Below are 20,789 nucleotides of genomic sequence, written 5' to 3'. Positions count from 1 at the left end.
TGACGGGGTGGCATTCAGAATGCTGCGATAGCAGGGGCGCACCGCGCCCTAAAACAAACTGCCCTGATCCACCGGCTTGCCCACGCGTTTCGGCGCTGGCTTCGTGTCTTGCGCCGCGGACTTCGGCTGCGCCGGTGCGCGCTTGGCCACAGGCGCTGGCCGATCGGCATCCGCCGTCGCGCCCACACGGCCATCTGCGAACTCGATCTCGACGCGTGCGCCGGGCCCGACGCTGTCAGCCGAATGCAGCGGATGCCCGGCTTCGTCGCGCACCAGCGCGAAGCCGCGGGCGAGCACGCCGCGATAGGACAGCGCGGAGAGCAGCTTGCCGCTGTTTTCGACGCGGGCATCGAGCCGCTGCAGCAGCGTGACAACCGCGCGGTTGGCGCGCTCGGCGAGGCGATGCGTGCGCTCGCGCTGGCGCGCGATCGCATTGCGCTGCGCCTGCGCATTGGAGAGCTTTGAGGCGCGCAAGCGCACTTCAAGTCCGGCGAAGCGGTCGCGTCGTTGCCGCAGCAGCGAGCGCGCGGACAGGCCGAGCCGCTCGCCGCACACGGTGAGGCGATGATCGGCCTGTGCGATCTGGCCGTGCAGCACCCGCAGCGTCAGCTTTGAGCTCGCCGCGGTGAACCTGCGGAAATGCGCATGCGTGCTGGCCTTGAGCCCGCGGGGCAGGGCGCTGCCTGCGGAATCCAGCCGCTGCCGCGGGATCGCGAGCAGATCGGATGCCGCCGGCAGCGCGCGTGCGGCGGCGCGCAGCTCGTTGCGGCGGTTCTCGTGGCCGCGCTGCCAGCAGGCGCGCGTGCGCCGCGCGAGATCGGCGACCTCGACGAACAGATCGCTGCGCACCGGCACCGCCATCTCGGCGGCCGCCGTCGGCGTCGGCGCGCGCTTGTCGGCGACGAAATCGATCAGCGTGATGTCGGTCTCGTGCCCGACCGCAGAGATCAGCGGGATCATGCTCTCGGCCGCGGCGCGGACCACGATCTCCTCGTTGAACGACCAGAGATCCTCCAGCGAGCCGCCGCCGCGCGCGACGATGAGCACGTCGGGCCGTGGAATCTTGCCGCCCTCGGGCAACGCGTTGAAGCCGCGGATCGCGGCTGCAACCTGCTCGGCCGAGCCTTCGCCCTGAACTTTCACCGGCCACACCAGCACATGACGGGGAAAGCGGTCCTCGAGCCGGTGCAGGATGTCGCGGATCACAGCGCCGGTCGGCGAGGTCACCACGCCGATCACATCCGGCAGCCAGGGCAGCAGCTGCTTGCGCGCCTCGTCGAACAGGCCCTCGGCGGCGAGCTTCTTCTTGCGCTCCTCCATCAGCGCCATCAGCGCGCCGATGCCGGCCGGCTCCAGCGCCTCGATCACGATCTGATATTTGGAGGAGCCCGGATAGGTCGTGAGCTTGCCGGTGGCGATGACCTCGAGCCCTTCCTGGGGCTTGAAGCGCATCCGGCCGTGCACGCCCTTCCAGATCACCGCCTCGATCTTGGCGCTCTCGTCCTTGAGCGCGAAATAGCAATGCCCGGAGGAATGGGCGCCGCGGAACCCGGAGATCTCGCCGCGGACCCGGACATGGCCATAGGTGTCCTCCACCGTCCGCTTCAGGGACTGGGAGAGCTCGGAGACGGTGAATTCAGGCGCGTTGTGAAGTTGTTCCGCAGGCGGCATCGGCAATCGATTCGGCATTTTGGGGTCGGACCCGACGTTAAGGATTTTCGCAGCGTGGCGCCAATCCCCAGGTTGATCGGAAGAGTACTCTGTAGTATAGAGTTATCTATTGTTGATGCGTTCTACGGGAGATTGAGCCATGGCGATCCGGCTGCTGCGCGGCGTTTTGAGCGGACTGAAATGGGCCCTGTGTGCGGTCGGCGCAGTGGCGCTGCTGTTGACCGCCCTGATCGCGACGCCGCTTGAACGGCCTGCGGAGATGCGTTCGGTCTCGGACTCCGCCAAGGGCATCGACTGGTCCACGCTGCCGCCGCTCGAGCGTTTCCAGGCACGCGACGGCACCTGGCTCGGCTTCCGCCACTATACGCCGAAAGGGACAGCCACCGATCGCGGTGCGATCTTCATCCACGGCTCGTCTGGCTCCTCCGGCACGGTCAATCACGCCCTGACGGCGGCCTTCGCCGCACACGGTATCGAGACCTGGGCGTTGGATACGCGCGGCCACGGCGCTTCGGGCACGCGCGGCGATATCGGCTATGTCGGCCAGCTCGAGGACGACCTCGTCGACTTCGTCGCCCATGTCCGCCGAAGCGCGCCCGATCTGCCGCTGACCCTGATCGGTCATTCCGCCGGCGCCGGCTTCTCGCTGCGCGTCGCCGCGACGCCGATCGTGCAGGACCTGTTCGTGCGCACCGTGCTGGTCGCGCCCTATCTCGGCTATGACGCGCCGACCAACCGGCCGCATGCCGGCGGCTGGGCCAATGCTGACCTGCCGCGCTTCTTCGCTCTCGCTGCGCTGCGCAAGCTCGGCATCGACTGCTGCGCGCAGCTTCCGGTGCTCGCCTTCGCGGTGCCTGCGAATTCGGAGCGCTTCCTGACCCCGACCTATTCCGACCGCCTGATGCGTAACTTCGCCACGCACGGCTACCGCCTCGATCTGCCGGCAGTGACGCATCCGCTCACGATCTTCGGCGGTGCCGAGGACGAGATGATGATCTCGGACAAATATGCCGAGGCCGTGCAGGCCATCAAGCGGTCCGTGGACGTCAAGCTGATCGAGGGCGTCAACCACATGGGCATCGTCACCAACCCGAAGGCGGTCAACGCGATCGCAGAGGACGTGGCGACGCGTGGAGCCGGCCAGTCATGATCGACAGCAAGCAGGCCTCCGAGGCGCTGGCCGAGATCGACGACATCGTCCAGCGCGTGCGGCAGTCGCGCATCTACGATCTCGCCAGCCAGATGATGATCATGTGGGGCGTGCTGGTGTTCGCCGCCAACATCGTGACCTGGCTCTGGCCGCGCGAAGCTTATTACTACTGGCTCGCGGTCTACGTCGTCGGCATTGCCGGCTCGTTTGCGATCAGCGCCGCGAACCAGGCCTCGACCGGGGTTCGTGGTTTTGACATGCGTATGCTGCTCGCCTTCCTGATGTTCGTCGCCTTCGGCTTCCTCTGCGCGCACGTCCTCGGCCACTTCACGCCGCGCCAGCAGGGCACGTTCTGGACCATCTACTTCATGTTGTTCTATGCGCTGGCGGGGCTGTGGTTCGGCTACGCCTTCGTCGTGATCGCGCTCGCGATCACCGCATTGACACTGGTCGGGTATTTCTTCGTCACCGGCGACGCCTTCCTGCCGTGGATGGCCGTCGTCAATGGCGCTGGCCTGATCGTCGGCGGCCTCTGGATGCGACGGAGCTAGCGCCATGGCCGAGCTCGACGACATCATCCACCAGCCGCTGCGCCTCAAGATCATGGCCGCGCTGAACTCGCTGCCAGCCACAGCCGCGGGCCTCGAATTTTCCCGGCTAAAGAAGCTGACCGGTGCCACCGACGGCAATCTCGGCGCGCATATCGAGACGCTGGCGAAGGCGGGCTACGTCTCGGTGGAGAAGGCCTTCGTCGGCAAGAAGCCGCAGACGACAGTGACCGCCACCGCAGCCGGCCGCGGTGCCTTCGCGCGGCATGTCGCGACCTTGCAGGAGATCATTGCGGGGAAGCAGGTTTAGGCCATCGGCAAGATCGGCACAGTTGGGTGGGTACCACCACGCTTCGGCCTAGCCCCTGATAAGCTTTTCGTGCGCGCTCTGGTTCGCTTCGTAGCAGGCCTTTGTATTTGAGAGAAGCCCATCGCGCTTCAGCGCGCAAAGTCGCCTTCCGTCATCCAGTCGTCCCCTCGCCGATTGATCACGCACCCGATTTGCTCAAGGCGATTTGCGACGTCATTTCGGCGAGAAGTGTCATTCGTCAGTCGCGCAAGGTGTCTCCCCGCGATGTCAGAAAATCCCCGAACTTTGCCGACTTGAACCAATAGCGTCTTCTCTGGGTGTCTTCCGAGCGCCAAACCCGCCTCGAAGAGCACGTTGGGTCTAGGCTGTCCCGCAAGCGCCCCTTCAGTGCGCTTTTCACCTCTCCCGCAGAGAGATTCCTTCAGGCGTGCCTCTTCATCCGGTGAAAACAGGACAACCACCGCCTGCACCTTACTCATGGCAGAGTCGATGATGCTTTCAATCTGCGGATTGGCCCCCTTGGCCGTGGCGAGCGCGTCTCCCCACTCCATCGGCTTAAGCCCCAGCGCTCTAAGGAACGCAAACATTGATTTCCGCAAGGCCTCATCCCGACCGTGGACCACGAACACGGTGTTGTCCTTGGGACGAGGAGCCGGTTTGGCTTTGGCACGACGTACGCTTGATCGCGGCATGGCGAGCGCCGGTGCTGATGTGCCCGAATGCCCGCTGGCGCCCTGCCCCCGAAGCTCTGAGAGGTCTTCCTTGGTAGCGTACTTCTGAAAGCTTATGCCGTTGTCACCAGCGAGGATCAAAGCCGCAAGATGTCGTGGGACACGGTGTTGCGAGGCTACTTGCTGAATGAGAGTGTAGACCCGCGCTTGGCCTACTTTCAATTTCCTCTGAAGTGCCCCGAGTAGGTCCGGATTGATCCTTGCCATCAGCCTGCCTTCGGCTTCTTTTTCTTGCCCTTCTTGGCCTTGCGCTGAAACCGAACCTGTCTTACGTACGACTCACCAACGCCCAAAAGCTCGGTGATTTCTCGGTCGGAGAATCCTGCGCCCTCTAGGATGTTAGTCGCTTCATCGGGCTTCATTCCGCGCGTCACGTGAGCGGCGAAGAGCCGCGCCATCTTATCCAGCGCGCCAATTTGCGCCGCGCCGTCAGCGTTTTGCTTTTTTGCGGCCATTGGCGGCGCCCTTTTTCTTCCGACTCTGCAGGGTGGCAACCGAAGCCGACGTGCTGCCGAGGATCAGCGCGGCGTCCCCCTTGGGCACGCCTATTCCTTCAAGAAATTGCACTTTGTCCAAAAGGCTTCCCACGCGCCCCGGGTCGTTTTGCGATACGTGCTGAACGCAAAGGTAGGCTAAGGCCTTGCCGATCACCGACAGCCAAAGCGCCTCATTCAAGTCGTCTGTCACTTCAAAACACCTCAAATTCAGGTAGAGCGAATCGCCTCCAACAATTCGCCCGCACTTTACTACGGTCGTCCGTCTTTCAAGCCGGCCTCGCCGAGTTATCCACGCGCTCCCCGCCTCGAATGTTCGCGTTCGATCCATGCAAAATGGAATCGCAGGGGTTCCAGAATGCTCATTTGTACCCGGGCGCGTTGCCAACCGATCTGCGCAAGGCACGGGACGATGAATCCCCCGCTCGCGCCCAAGCAGCGCGCCCCGGCAACGACGGGGAGTTTGGAGCCATCCCCCTTGAGGCCCGCCCCGATTCGTGCGACCTCCGCCCCCAGCAAACCCCCTCGTTTCGAGCCTTCGATGCACATTCTCCTGCTTGGTTCTGGCGGCCGCGAACATGCCCTGGCGTGGAAAATCGCAGCCTCCCCCCTGGTGACCAAATTCTGGTGCGCGCCCGGCAATGCCGGCATCGCGCGTGAGGCGGAATGCGTGGCGCTCGACGTCGCCGACCATGCCGCCGTGATCGACTTCTGCAAAAAGAATGCAGTCGAGCTGGTGGTGGTCGGCCCGGAGACGCCGCTGGCGGCCGGCATCGTCGATGATCTCACTGCCGCCGGCATCAAGGCGTTCGGGCCGAACAAGATCCCCGCCCAGCTCGAAAGCTCCAAGGGCTTCACCAAGGCGCTTTGCACCGAATTCGGCATTCCGACGGGCGCCTACAAGCGCTTCACCAACGCCAAGGACGCGCGCGACTACGTCCACAGCCAGGGCGCGCCGATCGTCGTGAAGGCCGACGGCCTCGCCGCCGGCAAGGGCGTCGTCGTCGCCAAGACCGTGCGCGAGGCCGAGGACGCCATCGCCATGATGTTCGAGGGCGCCTTCGGCGAGGCCGGCGCCGAAGTGGTGATCGAAGAATTTCTGCCGGGACGCGAGATCAGCTTCTTCGCGCTCTGCGACGGCGAGACCGCGATTCCGCTGGCCTCCGCCCAGGACCACAAGCGCGTGTTCGACCACGACGTCGGGCCGAACACCGGCGGCATGGGCGCCTATTCGCCGACGCCGCTGGTGACGCCCGCGATCCACGACGCGATCATGGCCAAGATCATTTTTCCGACGGTCGCCGGCATGAAGCAGCGCGGCACGCCGTTCCGCGGCATTCTCTATGCCGGGATCATGCTGACGACGCAGGGCCCAAAACTGTTCGAGTTCAACGTTCGCTTCGGCGATCCCGAGTGCCAGGTGCTGATGCTGCGCATGATGTCGGACATCGTGCCGGCGTTCCTGGCCTCATGTGATGGTCAGCTCAAGCATTTCGATCTGCGCTGGTATCCGGAATCCGCGCTCACCGTGGTATTGGCCGCGAAGGGCTATCCCGGCGACTATCAGAAGGGGACGCGGATCGAGGGGCTCGATGACGCGGCGAAGGTCGATACCGTCGAGATCTTCCACGCCGGCACGGTTGCGAAGGACGGCGCCGTCCTCGCCAATGGTGGTCGCGTGCTCAATGTCTGCGCGCTTGGTGCGACCGTGACCGAAGCGCAGGCCCGCGCCTATCAGGCCGTCGACCGCATCAACTGGCCGGAGGGCTTTTGCCGCCGCGATATCGGCTGGCAGGCTGTGGAAGCGGAGAAAGCGAAGACCTAGCGCGTCATTCCGGACGGCGCGTGCAACGTGCCGATCCGGAATCTCGATCTGTGGGCGCCATCTCGACATTCCAGAAATGCGCAATCAGCTGTTGGGGTTAGCAACCCCGCTGATAATACCGCTACTGTGCATGGGGTTGTTTTCGACTTTTGAGTGGTGGAACTGATGTCCGATCTCGCCGACCTCTATCTCGGCTTCGCCTCCGAATGGATCGACACCTCGTTCGGCCGCATCTTCGCCCGCGTCGGCGGCAAGGGGCCGCCGCTGTTGCTGCTGCACGGCTTCTCCGAAACGCACGTGATGTGGCACCGCGTCGCGCCGCAGCTGGCCGACCAGTTCACGCTGATCATCGCCGACCTGCCGGGCTATGGCTGGTCCGACATGCCCGAGAGCGATGCGCTGCACGTGCCCTACAGCAAGCGCGCGATGGCCAAGGCCATGGTGGAAGCGATGGAGCAACTCGGCCACGTGCACTTCGCGCTCGCCGGCCACGACCGCGGCGGCCGTGTGTCGTATCGGCTGGCGCTCGATCATCCCGGCCGGCTGTCGAAGCTTGCCGTGCTCGATATCCTGCCGACCTATAATTACTGGGAGCGGATGAACCGCGCCTATGCGCTGAAGATCTATCATTGGACGTTTCTGGCCCAGCCCGCGCCGCTGCCGGAGACGCTGATCGCAGGCCAGGGCGAGTTCTTCCTGCGCTTCAAGATGGCGAGCCAGACCAAGTCGAAGACGCTGGAGGCCATCGACAAGCGCGCGCTCGAGCACTACATCGCGCCGTTCCGCGATCCCGCCCGCGTGCACGCGATGTGCGAGGACTACCGCGCTGGCGCCTATATCGACTACGATCTCGACAAGGCCGATTTCGAGGCCGGCAAGAAGATCACGGTCCCGATGCTGGCGCTATGGGGTGGCGTCGGCATCGCCCAGGCCGCCGCGACGCCGCTCGACATCTGGAAGCAATGGGCGACCAATGTCGAAGGCCAGCCGGTGGACTCCGGCCACTTCCTCACCGAGGAGAACCCTGATGTCACCGCGCAGGCGCTGCGGGCGTTTTTCGCAGCTGGTTAACGCCGCTCGCGAAAGAACTCCTTGAGCAGCCGCGCCGCCTCGCTCTCGCCGACGCCGGAATAGACGTCCGGAGCGTGGTGGCAGGTTGGCGACGCAAAGAACCGCACGCCGGACTCGACCGCGCCGCCCTTGGGGTCGGCCGCGCCGTAATAGAGCCGGCGGACCCTTGCAAAGGAGATCGCGCCCGCACACATGGTGCAGGGCTCCAGCGTCACGTAGAGGTCGCAGTCGACCAGGCGCTCGCTGCCGATCTTTTTCGCCGCCTCGCGCAGCGCGATGATCTCGGCATGGCCGGTGGGGTCATAATCGGTCAGCGTCCGGTTGGCGGCGGCGGCGATGACCTCGTAATTGCGGACGATCACGCATCCGATCGGAACTTCGCCCGATTTTCCGGCATTTTCGGCCGTTTTGAGCGCCAAATCCATGAAAGAGGGGGCTTTCAAGCCTCGTATCATCCGAAGAAACCTGCTAGTAGCTGCGCCTTCAGCAGAAGTGTTACCGATATTGCCTAAGCATGCGGCTCGGAACGAGCGCGCACAATGCTCATCGCGCCACCCCCTGAGTGAGATTATTCATGCCTCGCGACAGCGACAAAGACAACGATTCCCGCGGCCGGCGAGGCCCGGCCAAAGGCGGCCGCAGCGGCAAGCCGCGCGGTCCCGACAAGAAGTTCGCCAAGCGCGGAGCTGAGGGCAAGGGCGACCGCGACAGCCGTCCACCCCGCGGTGACCGCGAGGCCCGTCCGTTCCGCCGCCGCGAGGAGGGCGATGCGCCACGCCGCGATTTTTCCGACCGTCCCCGCTTCAAGCGCGACGATCGCGGCGGCGAGGGCCGCGGCGAGCGCAGCTTCAAGCCGCGTGGCGACCGTCCATTTTCCGATCGTCCGTCGCGCGATGGCGACAAGCGCCCGTTCAAGCCGCGCGGTGACCGTCCGTCCCATGGCCGCGACGACCGTCCGCCGCGCAGCCGGGATCGCGACGATTCGCGTCCTGCCGGGCGTTTCGGCGACAAGAAGTTCGCCGACAAGCGGCCGTATTCGCCGCGTGGCGATCGCCCGGAACGCAAGTTCGACGGCGAGCGCAAGTTTTCGCGAGGCGCACCGGACCGCGGGCCGCGCGAGGACCGTGGCGAACGCAGCTTCAAGCCGCGTGGAGACCGCCCGAATTTCGATCGCGGTGATCGCGCGCCTCGTGGCGAGCGCCCCGAACGCAAGTTCGACGGCGAGCGGAAGTTTTCGCGGGGGTCACCGGATCGCGGGCCGCGCAAGGATTTTGGCGACCGCGATCGCGGCGCCGACAAGCCCTGGCAGAAGCGCGAAGGCGGCGGTGAGGACCGTCCGCGCTTCTCGCGTTCGCGCGACGATCGCCCGTCGGGCGATCGTCCGTTCCGCGATCGGCCCAAGTTCGATCGGCCCAAGTTCGATCGGCCGCGTCGTGACGATGATGGTCCACGCGGCGGGCGCGGCGGTGACCGTCCGAAATTCGATCGTCCGCGTGAGCGCTCTGAAGGCCGCTCCGATTGGCACGAGCATCCGCGCAGCGAAGGTCGCTTTGGCGACCGTCCCCGCCGCGAAAACGAGGATGAGAGCAGGATCTTCGAGAAGCGTCCGGCCTTCGGCGGCCGTGGCGCCTATCGCGCGCGCGAGCGTGACTTCGAAGGACGGCCGCGCCGGGAAGAGGCACCGAAACCGAAGAAGGCCGGTGAGCGCATCGCCAAGGCGCTGGCGCGTGCGGGCCTCGCTTCGCGCCGCGATGCCGAGGAGATGGTCACGCAGGGCCGCGTCACCGTCAACGGCCGGGTGATCAACTCGCCGGCGCTCGATATCACGAAGAACGACGTCGTTTTGGTCGACGGCAAGCCGTTGCCGGAGCGCGAGCGCACGCGGCTGTTCCTCTACCACAAGCCGCGCGGCCTGATGACGACGCATGACGACCCCGAGGGCCGCCCGACCGTGTTCGACAATCTGCCCGAAGGTCTGCCGCGGCTGATCTCGGTCGGCCGGCTCGACTTCAACACCGAAGGTCTCCTGCTGCTCACCAACGATGGTGGCCTTGCACGCACGCTCGAGCTGCCGGACACCGGCTGGCTGCGCCGCTACCGCGTCCGCGCCCATGGCGATGTCACTCAGGCGCAGCTCGACCAGCTCAAGGAAGGCATCGAGGTCGAGGGCGTGAAATACGGTCCGATCGAGGCGACGCTTGAGCGCGATCAGGGCGCCAATGTCTGGCTGGTGTTCGCGATCCGCGAAGGCAAGAACCGCGAGGTGCGTAACGTCTGCGCCCATCTCGGGCTCGAGGTGAACCGGCTGATCCGCGTCTCCTATGGTCCGTTCCAGCTCGGCGAGGTGCCCGAGGGCCAGGTCGAGGAGATCCGCGCGCGCGTGCTGCGCGAGCAGCTCGGCGACAAGGTGATCGAGAAGTCGGGCGCGCAGTTCGACGTGCCGAAGAAATCCGCCGAGGGTGACGCATCAGGCGAGAACAAGACGTCCAAGCGCGCCGTGATCGCCGACCGCAAGGGCCGCCGGGTGCTGGTGCAGCGTACCGGCAGCGAGGAGGCGCGCGAGCGCAACGACGACGAGGCCAACGGCTACGGCCCGCCGCGCCGTCCAAAGCGCGGCTATCACGGCAAGCGCGATCTGACGCCGCGGGAGGACTGAGTTGCGCGTCGTCGGCGGTCGTCTGAAGGGGCGCAATCTCGCCTCACCGTCTTCGCGCGACATCCGTCCCACGGCGGATCGCCTGCGCGAGTCTGTATTCAACATCCTCGTGCACGCCTATGACAATCCGATCGAGGATGCGCGCGTGCTCGATCTCTTCGCCGGCACCGGCGCGCTCGGCATCGAGGCGTCATCGCGTGGCGCGAGGTTCACGCTGTTCGTGGACAATGGCGCGGAGGCGCGCGCGCTTCTGCGCAACAACGTCGAGTCGCTCGGCCTCGGCGGCGTCACAAAAGTCTATCGCCGCGATGCGACCGATCTCGGCCCCGCGCATCCTGTCGAGCCGTTCTCGCTGGTGTTCCTCGACCCGCCCTACAACCAGGGCTTTGCGGAGAAGGCGCTCGCGTCCTTGCGTGATGGTGGCTGGTTGACGCCAGGCGCGCTGCTGGTGGTGGAAGAGGCGAAAGCCGCGCAGTTCACGACGCCGGACGGGTTCGAGGAGTTGGAGCGGAGGACGTATGATGACACGGAGTTCGTGTTTTTGAGGAAGCCGTAGCTTCGTACTCGGTGCGTAGGGTGGGTTAGCGGAGCGTAACCCACCACTTCTGTCTCGCTGATGCTAAAGAGGTGGGTTACGCTTTCGCTAACCCACCCTACGAAGTTTCGTAGGTCACCTCCGCCCGAACAGTTTCTCCACATCGGCCAGCTTCAGCTCGACATAAGTCGGCCGGCCGTGATTGCACTGGCCGGAGTTCGGCGTCTCCTCCATCTCGCGGAGCAACGCATTCATCTCCTCCGGCCGCAGCCTTCGGCCGGCGCGCACCGAGCCGTGGCAGGCCATGGTGGCGGCGACGTGCATCAGGCGGCGCTCGAGCGGCAGCGCCTCGTCCCATTCGGCCATGTGCTCTGAGAGATCGCGCAGGAGCCCGCCGGCATTGGTCTTGCCCAGCAGCGACGGCGTCTCGCGCACCGCGACCGCGCCGGGGCCGAAGGACTCGATCGCAAAGCCAAATGAACCGAGTTCTTCGCTGCGCTCCAGCAGCCGTTCCACCGTGGCCTCGTCCATCTCGACGATCTCGGGAATCAGCAGGATCTGCCGCTGCACGCCGTTCTCGGCGAGCGAGGCCTTCAGCCGCTCATAGACGATGCGCTCATGCGCGGCGTGCTGGTCGACGATGATGAGACCGTCGCGGGTCTGCGAGACTATATAGGTCTCGTGCAGCTGAGTGCGCGCAGCGCCGAGCGGACGGTCGACGAGATCGGTCAGGGGCTGCGATTCGAATCGCACGTCAGCGCTCGGCGCGCCGACGTCGAACGCTGCCTGCGTGCGCTCGGCGAAGGCGGGCGCGGCGGAGCCGTCGAACGACGTCATTGGTGGGATCGGCGCGGATGGCGAGGCCCGCCAGTCCCAGCTTGCGGGGCGCGGCGGCGTAAAGGCAGGCCGGAACGAAGACAAAGCGCTTTCGCCGCTGTTGGCGGCCGTGCGGCGGCCTTCGCGCGCAAGACCTTCCTTCAGCCCATGCACGATCAGCGCACGCACGAGGCCGGCGTTGCGGAAGCGCACCTCGGTCTTGGCCGGATGCACGTTGGCGTCGACCTCGCGCGGATCGAGCGTGACGAACAGCGCCAGCACCGGATGCCGGTCGCGCGGCAGATAGTCGGCATAGGCCCCGCGCACCGCCCCTAAGATCAGCTTGTCGCGGACGGGACGGCCGTTGACGAAGAGATATTGCCCGAGCGCGTTGGCCTTGGTCAGCGCAGGTGCTGCGGCATAGCTGGCGACAGCGACGCCATCGCGCTCGGCATGGACCTCGAAGGCATGGCTGCGGAACTCCGCGCCGAGGATGTCGCCAAGCCGCGTCAGCCGCCCGGCGGCGCCAGGCAACGCCGCAGCCCAGGTCACCGGCGCGCGCTCTTCGCCCGCGAGTGTGAAGGCGACATCTGGCCGCGCCATGGCGAGGCGCCTCACGATTTCGCGGATCGCCTCCGCCTCGGTGCGGTCGGTCTTCAGGAATTTCAGCCGCGCCGGCGTCGCATAGAAGAGATCGTTGACCTCGACGCGGGTGCCGTGCGCGAGCGCGGCCGGCATGATCTCGGACTTCTCGCCGCCCTCGACATTCAGCGCCCAGGCATGCGGTTCGCTGACATGCCGCGTGGTGATCGAGAGCCGCGCCACCGAGCCGATCGAGGGCAGCGCCTCGCCGCGAAACCCGAGGGTGCGGATCTGGAGCAGGTCCTCGCCGTCGAGCTTGGACGTCGCGTGGCGCTCGACTGCGAGCGCGAGATCCTTCGCCGTCATGCCGCTGCCGTCATCGGTGATACCGATCCGCCGTCGCCCACCGCCGTCGGTAAAGACGTCGATCCGGCTCGCGCCGGCATCGATCGCGTTCTCGACGAGTTCCTTGACCACACTCGCAGGACGCTCGACCACCTCACCGGCGGCGATGCGGTTGACGACCTGCTCTGGAAGCTGACGGACGGGCATGGGCTCTGGGGCTTGGGCTCTGGGCTTGGGCTTGGGCTTACGATCTGGATTCGCTGACGGCGCTATTCTAGGCCGTGTTGCGTCAAAAGCATGTGTCGGGCAACAGCCGTATCGCGCCCTGGGGAAGAGCGACGCCTATCACATTGAAGATATTGGACGTTCGAGAAAATCGCCCAACCGGCATAGGCCGATCCCCAGCGACGGTCCTGATTGTGGGGTGCCGGGCTGCGGTGTAGCATCGTGAAAAACGGCAACAGGACGGGAGGACGCCATGTGCCATCTCTTCGCGCACCAGCCTCAACGCGACTATGAATCCCAGACCCGCTCGTTGCGGATCGGCGGTCACTGCACTTCGATCCGGCTGGAGTTGGCGTTCTGGGACACGCTGGAGGAAATCGCGGCCAAGGAGAGCATGAGCGTCGGAAAGTTCCTGACCACGCTCTATAACGGTGAGGTCAACAATTTCGCCTCACTGCTGCGCTGCTCCTGTCTGATCTATCGCTCCAAGAGCCTGGCGCCGGTGCAGGAGTTCAAGGCCACGGTGGCACCCATTCTCGACGCGGCTGAATAGTCGCATTGTCATTGCGAGGAGCGCTTGCGACGAAGCAATCCAGACCGTGACTGCGGCGGGACTCTGGATTGCTTCGCTTCGCTCGCAATGACGGGGAGGGAGCGGTGTGCTTTATTTCGAGCCGATGGCTTCGACCTCAGATCTCTTTCTTCTGCATCGCCCCCGCAATGTAATCCGCCTGCCGGATCGCGAGCGCGACGATGGTCAACGTCGGGTTGCAGGCCGCGCCGCTGGTGAACTGGCTGCCGTCGGAGACGAACAGGTTCTTGACGTCGTGGCTCTGGCCGAACTTGTTGACGACGCCGTCGCGCGGCTTCTCGCTCATTCGGTTGGAGCCGAGATTGTGCGTGCTCGGATAGGGCGGCGTCGGATAGGTCACGGTGGCGCCGACCGCGTCATAGACCGCCGCGCCCTGCTTGTAGGCATGGGCCCGCATCGCGAGGTCGTTGGGATGATCGTCGTAATGCACGCTCGCCACCGGCTGGCCGAACTTGTCCTTCACGGTCGGATCGAGCGTGATGCGGTTGGTCTCCTGCGGCATGTCCTCGCCGACCAGCCACATGCCCGCCATTCGCGGATAGCCGTCGATCGCAGCGGTGAACGGCCGGCCCCATGAGCCGGGATTGAGGAACGCCGCCATGAAGGGCAGTCCGAGCGACAGCGTCTCCATCTCATAGCCGCCGACAAAGCCGCGCTTCGGATTGTTGGCGGCTTCGTCGCGGATGATGCCGGCCATGGTGGTGCCGCGATACATGTGTACGGACTTCTCGAACACGGCGTAGACGCTGCCGGTCATGTGACGCATGTAGTTGCGGCCGACCTGACCGCTCGAGTTGCCGAGCCCATCGGGGAACATGCTCGACGCGCTGTTGAGCAGCAGCCGCGGGCTCTCGATCGAATTGCCTGCGACCGCGACGATCCGCGCCTTCTGGCGCTGCATCGCGCCGGTCTCGTCGGCATAGACCACGCCGGTGACCTTGCCGCTGGCATCGTGCTCGATCTTGACCACCATGCTGCCGGGGCGGACCTCCAGATTGCCGGTCGACTCACCCTTGGGGATCTCGGTGTAGAGCGTCGACCATTTCGCGCCGGATTTGCAGCCCTGGAAGCAGAAGCCGATCTGCTGGCAGGATCCGCGTCCGTCGCGCGGCTGGCTGTTGATCGCCATGTTGCCGGTGTGCACGGTCTTGTAGCCGAGCTTTTTCGCACCGGCCTCCAGCACCCTGAAATTGTTGTTGCCGGGAAGTCCGGGGATGCCGTTGGTGCGGGTCACGCCCATCTTGTTCTCGGCCTTGGCGTACCACGGCTCCATCTCGGCGAGCGTGACCGGCCAGTCCAGCAAATTGGCACCGGGAATGTTGCCGTAGGTGCTCTTGATCCTGAACTCGTGCTCGTCGAAGCGCAGCGACGCGCCGGCCCAGTGGATGGTGGAGCCGCCGACTGCCTTGACGATCCAGGCGGGGAGGCCCGAGAAATCCTTGGCGACGCGCCAGTTGCCCGATGTGGTGCGGGCATCGGTCCAGGCGAGCTGGGAGAAGCTGTCCCACTCGTCGTTGATGAAGTCTTGATTCTCGATGCGCGGACCGGCCTCGAGGATGACCACCTTGACGCCCTTCTGCGCGAGCTCGTTGCCCAGCGTACCGCCGCCGGCACCGGAGCCGACGATCACCACAACGCTGTTATCGTTCAGATCGAATTTTGCCATCTGCGTTCTCCTGAACCCGTTGGGTGCGACTTAGGCTTTCGGCAGCCAGTCGATGTCGGCGAAGCCGCGGTTGATGTAGCCGCCGTGCTCGGCGGAGGAGCCCTCATAGCCGAACCGCGGCCAGACCTCTTTCTGGTTGTAGAGCGAGACGACGAGGTCGCCGCGCACCTTCTGGAAGAAGTCGCTTTGCTCGATCTCCTTCAGGAGCACCACGCGATCGGCTTCCCAGGGCACCTCGGCATAGGGTGCCTTGTGGCGATCCCTCGCGTTCTGATCGAGCCTGGCAATGCCGTCGCTGATCAGCGACTTGACGGAGGCATCCTTGGCCGCCTTGTCGTCCCACGGCTTGATCGCGGTGATGTAGTAGCTGTCGCCGAGGATGTCGTGGGGATAGATGTCGCGCGCGACCTTCAGCAGCGTCTTCATCGTCGCGGGCGAAAGTGCGCCGGCCTCTTCGGCCCAGGCATCCTCGATGCTGACACTGAGGTTGGTCGCGACAGCCACGACCGGCACGGCGGTCGCCGCGCCCTTGAGAAAGACACGACGGCTGTGCTTGCTTCGACGATCGACTTCTCTCATGGCATTCCTCCGTCATTTTTTGTGATTTGGATCTTTGTGATTTTGATTAGCCGAAGCGTCCGCCCCGCTGGATCACCTCGATCTTGTAGCCATCGGGATCGCTGACGAAGAAGAAGCGCGCCAGCGTCTTGCCGTCGTGCTTGAAGTCGCGCAGCGGCCCCGGTGCGAGCTGCTCGCGCGCGAAGCGGGCATGTTCGGCATCGAGATCCTCGACCACCACAGCGAGATGGCCGTAGCCGTCGCCGAGCTGGTACGGTTCCTTGCGATCGAAATTGACCGTCAGCTCGACCTCGAAAGGTGAGGAGGGGTGACGCAGATAGATCAGGGCAAAGTCTGTGAACTTCAGATAGTCGGCGACTTCGAGGCCGAAGGCACGCTTATAGAAGTCGAGGGATCGCGTTTCATCGCGCACGCGGATCATGGAATGGACAGGCTTGGCCATTTAGTTCAGCTCCTTGAGATAGGCAATGATGGCGGTGCGCGTCTCCGGCTTGCCCTGGCGATAGGCCATGACCACGCCGGGGATGACGGCTTGCGGATTGGTCAGCCAGGCGTCGAGCTTGACCTCGTCCCAGCTGAAATCCGCCTTCGCCAACGCCTCCGAGTATTTGAAACTTTCAACCCTGCCGGCGGGGCGGCCGACGATCTTCACCAGCGGCGGGCCTTGCCGCATCGGTTCCGACAGACTCAATGTGTGGCACACGGCGCATTGCTGCCTGAACAGCGTCGCGCCATCCGGCGGCTTGGCGACCGGCAACGGCATCTGTGCATCGGAAGCACGCACCACCAGCACCATCGCGGTGCACAATCCCAGCCCGACTCCGCGCATCGCCAAGAATCCGCTCATCCACATCAACGTGCGCAAACTCTAGGCGGCGTCAAAGATGCGGTGGTAGTAGCGGGCTGTTTCGCGGTGAGCCGCGGTGCGCGCGGCGTGCAATGTTCCGCGCTGCCCCATATGCGGAGCACAATTCCGCGAAACCGCCGTCAAATCCCTAAACGTTCACCACACCATGCGGATTGCATGACGATCGCGCCGCTTGAACTCTCTATGCGATGCAATGGTCCGGTGCAGACGAGCGGCGCAGGGAGCCGCCGAGCCATTTATCGCGAAAAAATCCAGGAGAAATGGATGAAGTTGGTGAAGACCTCGATGATCGCATGCGCTCTGTCGGCTCTCGTTGCCGCGCCCGTACTTGCGCAAGGCACGCCACCCGCCAGGACAGGCGGCGCCGTGCAAAGCAAACCCATGCAAGGCAGCACGATGGACAGCGGCGATGAGGAGATGAGTGCTCAGCCGGGTGCGGCGGGCGAAAAGACCGGCATGAAGCCGACCAAGGGCACCAGGGGGGCGGTCGGCACCACAGGCAGTGCTGCGCACAAGGGAGCCGCCGACGATGCCGCGACGGGCGGCGCGGCCACAGGCAAGCGTTACTAGCCAGCTCTGTGACACGGCAGAACTCCGGCCACCTCCGCGGCCGGAGTTTTTGCTGCGTCGGCTAGCTAGAGCGTTTTCGAGCGAAGTGGATACCGGTTCGCGTAAAGAAAACGCGTCAAAACAAGAATCTAGAGCCCCGTTCCGATTCCATCGGAACGGAAAAGGCTCTAGTCGTCGAAGTGGCCGCCGCGACCGGCCTTGACGTCGCTGCGGCGCTTCTTGCCGTCGAGCCGGCGTTGCTTGGAGGCAAAGGTCGGCCGCGTCGCGCGCCGCGGCGTCGGCCGGATCATCGCTTCGCTCAGGATCTCGATGAGGCGGTCGATGGCGTCCTGCCGGTTACGTTCCTGGGTGCGAAAGCGCTGGGCATGGATCACGATCACGCCGTCCTTGGTCATGCGCTGTCCGGCGATGCGGGCGAGCCGAATCGCCGCATCCTCCGGAATGGTCAGCTTGCGCGTGTCGAAGCGCAGCTGGGCCGAAGTCGACACCTTGTTGACGTTCTGCCCGCCCGGGCCGGAGGCGCGGACAAAGCCGATCTCGATGTCGTCCTCGTCGATGACGAGATCGCGGGATATCCGCAGCATGATGGCACCACTTGTGATGCCCGGACATACCGTGGACATCGACGTTCGGCAATGGCGCGCACGCCAAACGCAAATGGCCGGGCGAACCCGGCCATTTCAGGACACGTAGACGACGTCAGTTCGACTTCGTCGCCGGTGCCGCCGCCGGCTGTGCGGCGGCCTGCGGGGCGCGACCGACGATGACGGTCAGGAGCCCCTGGCTCCACAGCCGCTTCGCGGCGGCCTTGGCGTCGTCCAGCGTCACCGCGTCGACGATGCCGTTGCGCTTCTCGATATAGTCGATCGGCAGCTTGTCCTGCTGATATTGCAGCAGCGCTTGCGCGAGCTTGGAGGAGGTGTCGAGCGCCAGCATCTGCGAGCCCTTGAGGTAGGACTTGGCCTCGTCGAGCTCCTTTTGTGTCGGGCCCTCGTCGGCGATGCGGCGCACTTCCTTCTCGATGGCATCCATGGTGTCACCGGCGCGATCGGCCCGGGTGCCGGTGTTGCCGATGAAGACTGCCGAATGCTCCATCCAGAGCAGCGATTCGAACACGGAATAAGCCAGCCCGCGCTTCTCGCGGACCTCGCGATAGAGCCGCGAGGACAGGCCACCGCCGCCTAGGATGTGGTTGACGACATAGGCCGCCATGAAGTTCGGATCGCTGCGCATCACGCCGGGGCCGCCGAAGGTGATCACGGTCTGCGGCACGTCGAGCGGCACGAAGGCGCGCTGCGGCGGCTTTGCGGCCTCGACGTCGGGGACCGGCGTCAGAGTGGCTTTGGCAGGCAAGCTCCCAAACGTGTGGTCGAGCAGCTTGCCGAGGGTGGCCGGATCGACGTCGCCGACGACTGCGATCTTCAGCGTGTCCTTGGCGAGGATGCGGCCGACATAATCCTTCATGTCGGCGACCGTGATGGTCGGCACGCTCTCCAGCGTGCCGGTGGTCTGCTGGCCATAAGGATGATCGCCGAAGGTCATCTCCAGGAATTTGCGGCTCGCGAGCGAGGTCGGGTTGGTGGTGTCGCGGCGCAGCCCCGAGATGACCTGCGAGCGAATGCGCTCGACGTCGGCCGTGTCGAAATGCGGCGAGGTCAGTGCCGAGCGCAACAGGTCGAAGGCCTCGTCCTTGTTGTCGCGCAGCATGCGCAGGCTGCCGCGGAAGGTGTCGCGGCTGGCGCTGAAGGAGAGCTCGATGGCGCGGCGGTCGAGCCGCTCATGGAACGTCTTGGAATCGAGATCGCCGGAGCCCTCGTCGAGGAGGTCGCCGACGAGATTGGCGACGCCGGACTTGTCCTTGGGATCCTGCGCCGAGCCGCCGGCAAAGGAATATTCCATGGCGATCAGCGGCACGGTTGCGTCCTGGACGAACCAGGCCTCGATGCCGCCCGGCGAGACCAGGTGCTGGATTTTTGCTGCCGCCTGCGAAGGCGAGACCGAGGCAAGCGCGAGTGCCGCGCCGGTGGCGACGGACAACGCGAAGTGACGTATGCGCAGGAAGTGTCTTGCGCGAAGGAAGGGATGGGTCACGAACGCTTCTCCTCGCGCTTGGCGGTAGCGGTGTCCTTGATCAGATAGCCGGTCACCGAGCGCTTCTTCTCGAGCCATTTTTGCGCGGCTTGACGGACCTGCTCGGCGGTGACGGCGCGGATGCGGTCAGGCCAGCTCCTTATGTCCTCGATCGAGAGGCCCGTGGTCAGTGCGCCGCCATACCAGCGCGCCAGCACCGCCTGATTGTCCTGGGCGTAGATCGCCTCAGCGACGAGCTGGGTCTTGACCCGCTCGAGATCCTCGGCGCGGATCGGGTTCGCAACGATGTCGGCGATGACGCCGTCGATGGCCTGCTCGACGTCTGCGAAGGTGACGCCGGACTTCGGCGAGGCCGAGATCGCAAACTGGGTCGGGTCGAGCGAGATGCTGGAATAGCTGGCGCTGGCGGAGACCGCGAGCGGCTTGTCGACGACGAGCGCACGGTAGAGATAGGAGTTGCTGCCGCTGCCCATCAACTGCGCCAGCACGTCGAGCGCGGCGCTCTCGCCGGCCGCGGCCGTTGTCGCCGATGGCACCAGGTAATTGCGACGCAGGCTCGGCTGCTCGACGCGCGGGTCGGAGAGCGTGACGGTGCGCGGTGCCGCCGGCTCCGGCTCTTGCGGGCGGATACGTCGTGCCGGGATCGCGGGCTGGGCCGGGATCGGGCCGAAATTGCGTTCGACCAGAGGACGTATGTCGGCGGCCTCGACGTCGCCGGCGATCACCAGGATCGCGTTGTTCGGCGCGTAGAAGCGGCGGTAGAACGCGAGCGCATCCTCGCGATTGAGTTTTTCGATCTCCTGGTGCCAGCCGATGACCGGCCGACCATAGGGATGGTTGAGATAGAGCGCGGCCATGATCTGCTCGTTGAGCCGCGCGTCGGGGCTGTTGGCGACGCGCATGTTGTACTCTTCGAGCACGACGTCGCGTTCGGGCAGCACATTCTCGTCCTTGAGGATCAGGCCGGTCATGCGATCGGCCTCGAATTCCATCATGGTCGGCAGTTGCTCGCGCGGCACGCGTTGGTAGTAGTTGGTGTAGTCGACCGAGGTCGAGGCGTTCTCGTTGCCGCCGACGCGGAGCACCGTCTGCGAGAACTCACCGACCGGGTGCTTCTCCGTGCCCTTGAACATCAGGTGTTCGAGGAAGTGGGCGAGGCCGGACTTGCCCGGCGTCTCGTCGGCCGAGCCGACCTTGTACCAGATCATCTCCGTGACGACGGGCGTGCGATGGTCCGGAATCACCACAACCTGGAGGCCGTTGCTGAGCGTGAAGCTGGCGGGCGGTGCGGACGTGACCGTCGTCTGGGCGAGTGCGCTGCCGACGGAGAAAGCAGATGTCGAGAGCAGCGCGGCGAAGAGGCAGGCAACCGATCGGTGTGAGGACATCACGATCCTTGTGAAAGCCCGGACACTGATGTCCGGGCGTGAAAGCACGGCATGCTACACCGCGCGGCTTTGAGCT

At 65.0% G+C, this 20,789-nt stretch carries 22 protein-coding genes; 9 read left to right on the top strand and 13 right to left on the bottom strand.

The window, feature by feature from the left end:
• Positions 1-48 precede the first annotated feature (48 nt).
• Entirely contained in the window at positions 49-1,671 is a 1,623-nt protein-coding gene (gene xseA, locus JJC00_RS34185) for an exodeoxyribonuclease VII large subunit (protein ID WP_200474320.1), read from the bottom strand.
• Between the two features lie 139 nt (positions 1,672-1,810).
• Here xseA and JJC00_RS34180 point away from each other — a divergent pair, with 139 nt between their 5' ends.
• The 3 genes from JJC00_RS34180 to JJC00_RS34170 are packed head-to-tail and all read left to right on the top strand — an operon-like array spanning position 1,811 to position 3,679.
• Entirely contained in the window at positions 1,811-2,821 is a 1,011-nt protein-coding gene (locus JJC00_RS34180) for an alpha/beta hydrolase (RefSeq protein WP_200470143.1), read from the top strand.
• On the top strand, positions 2,818-3,372 hold the full coding sequence (locus tag JJC00_RS34175; RefSeq protein WP_200470142.1) for a hypothetical protein: 555 nt from the start codon (positions 2,818-2,820) through the stop codon (positions 3,370-3,372). Before JJC00_RS34180 ends, JJC00_RS34175 begins: the two co-directional genes overlap by 4 nt.
• 4 nt (positions 3,373-3,376) lie before the next feature.
• Positions 3,377-3,679 (top strand): winged helix-turn-helix domain-containing protein, encoded by a 303-nt coding sequence (locus JJC00_RS34170; protein WP_200470141.1) that lies wholly within the window; start codon positions 3,377-3,379, stop codon positions 3,677-3,679.
• 128 nt (positions 3,680-3,807) lie between these two features.
• Here the strand turns inward: JJC00_RS34170 and JJC00_RS34165 are convergent, their stop codons facing one another.
• The 3 genes from JJC00_RS34165 to JJC00_RS34155 are packed head-to-tail and all read right to left on the bottom strand — an operon-like array spanning position 3,808 to position 5,097.
• Positions 3,808-4,617, bottom strand: a complete 810-nt coding sequence (locus tag JJC00_RS34165; protein WP_200470140.1) for a TIR domain-containing protein — start codon at positions 4,615-4,617, stop codon at positions 3,808-3,810.
• Positions 4,617-4,865: a hypothetical protein gene (locus JJC00_RS34160; RefSeq protein WP_200470139.1), complete on the bottom strand. Its 249-nt coding sequence runs from the start codon at positions 4,863-4,865 to the stop codon at positions 4,617-4,619. The genes JJC00_RS34165 and JJC00_RS34160 overlap by 1 nt, the downstream gene beginning before the upstream one ends.
• Positions 4,840-5,097, bottom strand: coding sequence for a hypothetical protein (locus JJC00_RS34155; RefSeq protein WP_200470138.1), 258 nt, complete (start codon positions 5,095-5,097; stop codon positions 4,840-4,842). Before JJC00_RS34155 ends, JJC00_RS34160 begins: the two co-directional genes overlap by 26 nt.
• 348 nt (positions 5,098-5,445) lie before the next feature.
• On the opposite strand from JJC00_RS34155, the gene purD reads away from it, so the two are divergent.
• Together purD and JJC00_RS34145 are read left to right on the top strand one after the other, a co-directional pair.
• Positions 5,446-6,729, top strand: a complete 1,284-nt coding sequence (gene purD, locus JJC00_RS34150; protein ID WP_200470137.1) for a phosphoribosylamine--glycine ligase — start codon at positions 5,446-5,448, stop codon at positions 6,727-6,729.
• 165 nt (positions 6,730-6,894) lie between these two features.
• Positions 6,895-7,800 (top strand): alpha/beta fold hydrolase, encoded by a 906-nt coding sequence (locus JJC00_RS34145; RefSeq protein ID WP_200470136.1) that lies wholly within the window; start codon positions 6,895-6,897, stop codon positions 7,798-7,800.
• Here the strand turns inward: JJC00_RS34145 and JJC00_RS34140 are convergent.
• Positions 7,797-8,255 (bottom strand): nucleoside deaminase, encoded by a 459-nt coding sequence (locus JJC00_RS34140; RefSeq protein ID WP_200470135.1) that lies wholly within the window; start codon positions 8,253-8,255, stop codon positions 7,797-7,799. The genes JJC00_RS34145 and JJC00_RS34140 overlap by 4 nt on opposite strands.
• 119 nt (positions 8,256-8,374) lie before the next feature.
• On the opposite strand from JJC00_RS34140, the gene JJC00_RS34135 reads away from it, so the two are divergent.
• On the top strand, positions 8,375-10,456 hold the full coding sequence (locus JJC00_RS34135; RefSeq protein ID WP_200470134.1) for a pseudouridine synthase: 2,082 nt from the start codon (positions 8,375-8,377) through the stop codon (positions 10,454-10,456).
• A gap of 1 nt (position 10,457) precedes the next feature.
• Positions 10,458-11,012, top strand: coding sequence for a 16S rRNA (guanine(966)-N(2))-methyltransferase RsmD (rsmD, locus tag JJC00_RS34130; protein ID WP_200470133.1), 555 nt, complete (start codon positions 10,458-10,460; stop codon positions 11,010-11,012).
• Positions 11,013-11,126: 114 nt separating this feature from the next.
• Here the strand turns inward: rsmD and mutL are convergent, their stop codons facing one another.
• A complete protein-coding gene (gene mutL, locus JJC00_RS34125) occupies positions 11,127-12,941 on the bottom strand; it encodes a DNA mismatch repair endonuclease MutL (RefSeq protein WP_200470132.1) in 1,815 nt (604 codons plus the stop codon).
• Positions 12,942-13,212: 271 nt separating this feature from the next.
• Between mutL and JJC00_RS34120 the strand changes: the two genes are divergently transcribed.
• Positions 13,213-13,512, top strand: a complete 300-nt coding sequence (locus JJC00_RS34120) for a ribbon-helix-helix domain-containing protein (RefSeq protein ID WP_200470131.1) — start codon at positions 13,213-13,215, stop codon at positions 13,510-13,512.
• Positions 13,513-13,648: 136 nt separating this feature from the next.
• Here JJC00_RS34120 and JJC00_RS34115 read toward each other — a convergent pair whose 3' ends face one another.
• The 4 genes from JJC00_RS34115 to JJC00_RS34100 are packed head-to-tail and all read right to left on the bottom strand — an operon-like array spanning position 13,649 to position 16,625.
• The gene (locus tag JJC00_RS34115; protein ID WP_200470130.1) at positions 13,649-15,217 is read right to left on the bottom strand and encodes a GMC family oxidoreductase; all 1,569 of its coding nucleotides are present in this window, start codon (positions 15,215-15,217) and stop codon (positions 13,649-13,651) included.
• 30 nt (positions 15,218-15,247) lie between these two features.
• On the bottom strand, positions 15,248-15,796 hold the full coding sequence (locus JJC00_RS34110) for a gluconate 2-dehydrogenase subunit 3 family protein (RefSeq protein ID WP_200470129.1): 549 nt from the start codon (positions 15,794-15,796) through the stop codon (positions 15,248-15,250).
• A gap of 46 nt (positions 15,797-15,842) precedes the next feature.
• Complete coding sequence (locus JJC00_RS34105; protein WP_200470128.1) at positions 15,843-16,238, bottom strand: VOC family protein; 396 nt, start codon at positions 16,236-16,238, stop codon at positions 15,843-15,845.
• Complete coding sequence (locus JJC00_RS34100) at positions 16,239-16,625, bottom strand: c-type cytochrome (protein ID WP_200474319.1); 387 nt, start codon at positions 16,623-16,625, stop codon at positions 16,239-16,241.
• Between the two features lie 195 nt (positions 16,626-16,820).
• Here JJC00_RS34100 and JJC00_RS34095 point away from each other — a divergent pair, with 195 nt between their 5' ends.
• Positions 16,821-17,234, top strand: coding sequence for a hypothetical protein (locus tag JJC00_RS34095; RefSeq protein ID WP_246774020.1), 414 nt, complete (start codon positions 16,821-16,823; stop codon positions 17,232-17,234).
• 167 nt (positions 17,235-17,401) lie between these two features.
• On the opposite strand, the gene arfB is transcribed toward JJC00_RS34095, so the two are convergent.
• The 3 genes from arfB to JJC00_RS34080 all read right to left on the bottom strand — a co-directional run bounded on the left by arfB (position 17,402) and on the right by JJC00_RS34080 (position 20,713).
• Positions 17,402-17,818: an alternative ribosome rescue aminoacyl-tRNA hydrolase ArfB gene (gene arfB, locus JJC00_RS34090; protein ID WP_200470127.1), complete on the bottom strand. Its 417-nt coding sequence runs from the start codon at positions 17,816-17,818 to the stop codon at positions 17,402-17,404.
• Between the two features lie 115 nt (positions 17,819-17,933).
• Complete coding sequence (locus JJC00_RS34085) at positions 17,934-19,325, bottom strand: M16 family metallopeptidase (RefSeq protein ID WP_433996469.1); 1,392 nt, start codon at positions 19,323-19,325, stop codon at positions 17,934-17,936.
• A complete protein-coding gene (locus JJC00_RS34080; protein ID WP_200470126.1) occupies positions 19,322-20,713 on the bottom strand; it encodes a M16 family metallopeptidase in 1,392 nt (463 codons plus the stop codon). Before JJC00_RS34080 ends, JJC00_RS34085 begins: the two co-directional genes overlap by 4 nt.
• Positions 20,714-20,789 lie beyond the last annotated feature (76 nt).

The organism is Bradyrhizobium diazoefficiens, assembly GCF_016616885.1.
GTDB lineage: Bacteria > Pseudomonadota > Alphaproteobacteria > Rhizobiales > Xanthobacteraceae > Bradyrhizobium > Bradyrhizobium diazoefficiens_F.
This window is presented reverse-complemented; position numbering and strand designations above follow the sequence as displayed.

What these genes read in the sequence shown, in the direction of transcription:
- xseA (WP_200474320.1), bottom strand. Translation starts at nt 1,671, where the DNA reads ATGCCGCCTGCGGAACAACTTCACAACGCGCCTGAATTCACCGTCTCC.
- JJC00_RS34180 (WP_200470143.1), top strand. Translation starts at nt 1,811, where the DNA reads ATGGCGATCCGGCTGCTGCGCGGCGTTTTGAGCGGACTGAAATGGGCC.
- JJC00_RS34175 (WP_200470142.1), top strand. Translation starts at nt 2,818, where the DNA reads ATGATCGACAGCAAGCAGGCCTCCGAGGCGCTGGCCGAGATCGACGAC.
- JJC00_RS34170 (WP_200470141.1), top strand. Translation starts at nt 3,377, where the DNA reads ATGGCCGAGCTCGACGACATCATCCACCAGCCGCTGCGCCTCAAGATC.
- JJC00_RS34165 (WP_200470140.1), bottom strand. Translation starts at nt 4,617, where the DNA reads ATGGCAAGGATCAATCCGGACCTACTCGGGGCACTTCAGAGGAAATTG.
- JJC00_RS34160 (WP_200470139.1), bottom strand. Translation starts at nt 4,865, where the DNA reads ATGGCCGCAAAAAAGCAAAACGCTGACGGCGCGGCGCAAATTGGCGCG.
- purD (WP_200470137.1), top strand. Translation starts at nt 5,446, where the DNA reads ATGCACATTCTCCTGCTTGGTTCTGGCGGCCGCGAACATGCCCTGGCG.
- JJC00_RS34145 (WP_200470136.1), top strand. Translation starts at nt 6,895, where the DNA reads ATGTCCGATCTCGCCGACCTCTATCTCGGCTTCGCCTCCGAATGGATC.
- JJC00_RS34140 (WP_200470135.1), bottom strand. Translation starts at nt 8,255, where the DNA reads ATGATACGAGGCTTGAAAGCCCCCTCTTTCATGGATTTGGCGCTCAAA.
- JJC00_RS34135 (WP_200470134.1), top strand. Translation starts at nt 8,375, where the DNA reads ATGCCTCGCGACAGCGACAAAGACAACGATTCCCGCGGCCGGCGAGGC.
- mutL (WP_200470132.1), bottom strand. Translation starts at nt 12,941, where the DNA reads ATGCCCGTCCGTCAGCTTCCAGAGCAGGTCGTCAACCGCATCGCCGCC.
- JJC00_RS34120 (WP_200470131.1), top strand. Translation starts at nt 13,213, where the DNA reads ATGTGCCATCTCTTCGCGCACCAGCCTCAACGCGACTATGAATCCCAG.
- JJC00_RS34115 (WP_200470130.1), bottom strand. Translation starts at nt 15,217, where the DNA reads ATGGCAAAATTCGATCTGAACGATAACAGCGTTGTGGTGATCGTCGGC.
- JJC00_RS34110 (WP_200470129.1), bottom strand. Translation starts at nt 15,796, where the DNA reads ATGAGAGAAGTCGATCGTCGAAGCAAGCACAGCCGTCGTGTCTTTCTC.
- JJC00_RS34105 (WP_200470128.1), bottom strand. Translation starts at nt 16,238, where the DNA reads ATGGCCAAGCCTGTCCATTCCATGATCCGCGTGCGCGATGAAACGCGA.
- JJC00_RS34100 (WP_200474319.1), bottom strand. Translation starts at nt 16,625, where the DNA reads ATGCGCGGAGTCGGGCTGGGATTGTGCACCGCGATGGTGCTGGTGGTG.
- JJC00_RS34095 (WP_246774020.1), top strand. Translation starts at nt 16,821, where the DNA reads ATGACGATCGCGCCGCTTGAACTCTCTATGCGATGCAATGGTCCGGTG.
- arfB (WP_200470127.1), bottom strand. Translation starts at nt 17,818, where the DNA reads ATGCTGCGGATATCCCGCGATCTCGTCATCGACGAGGACGACATCGAG.
- JJC00_RS34080 (WP_200470126.1), bottom strand. Translation starts at nt 20,713, where the DNA reads ATGTCCTCACACCGATCGGTTGCCTGCCTCTTCGCCGCGCTGCTCTCG.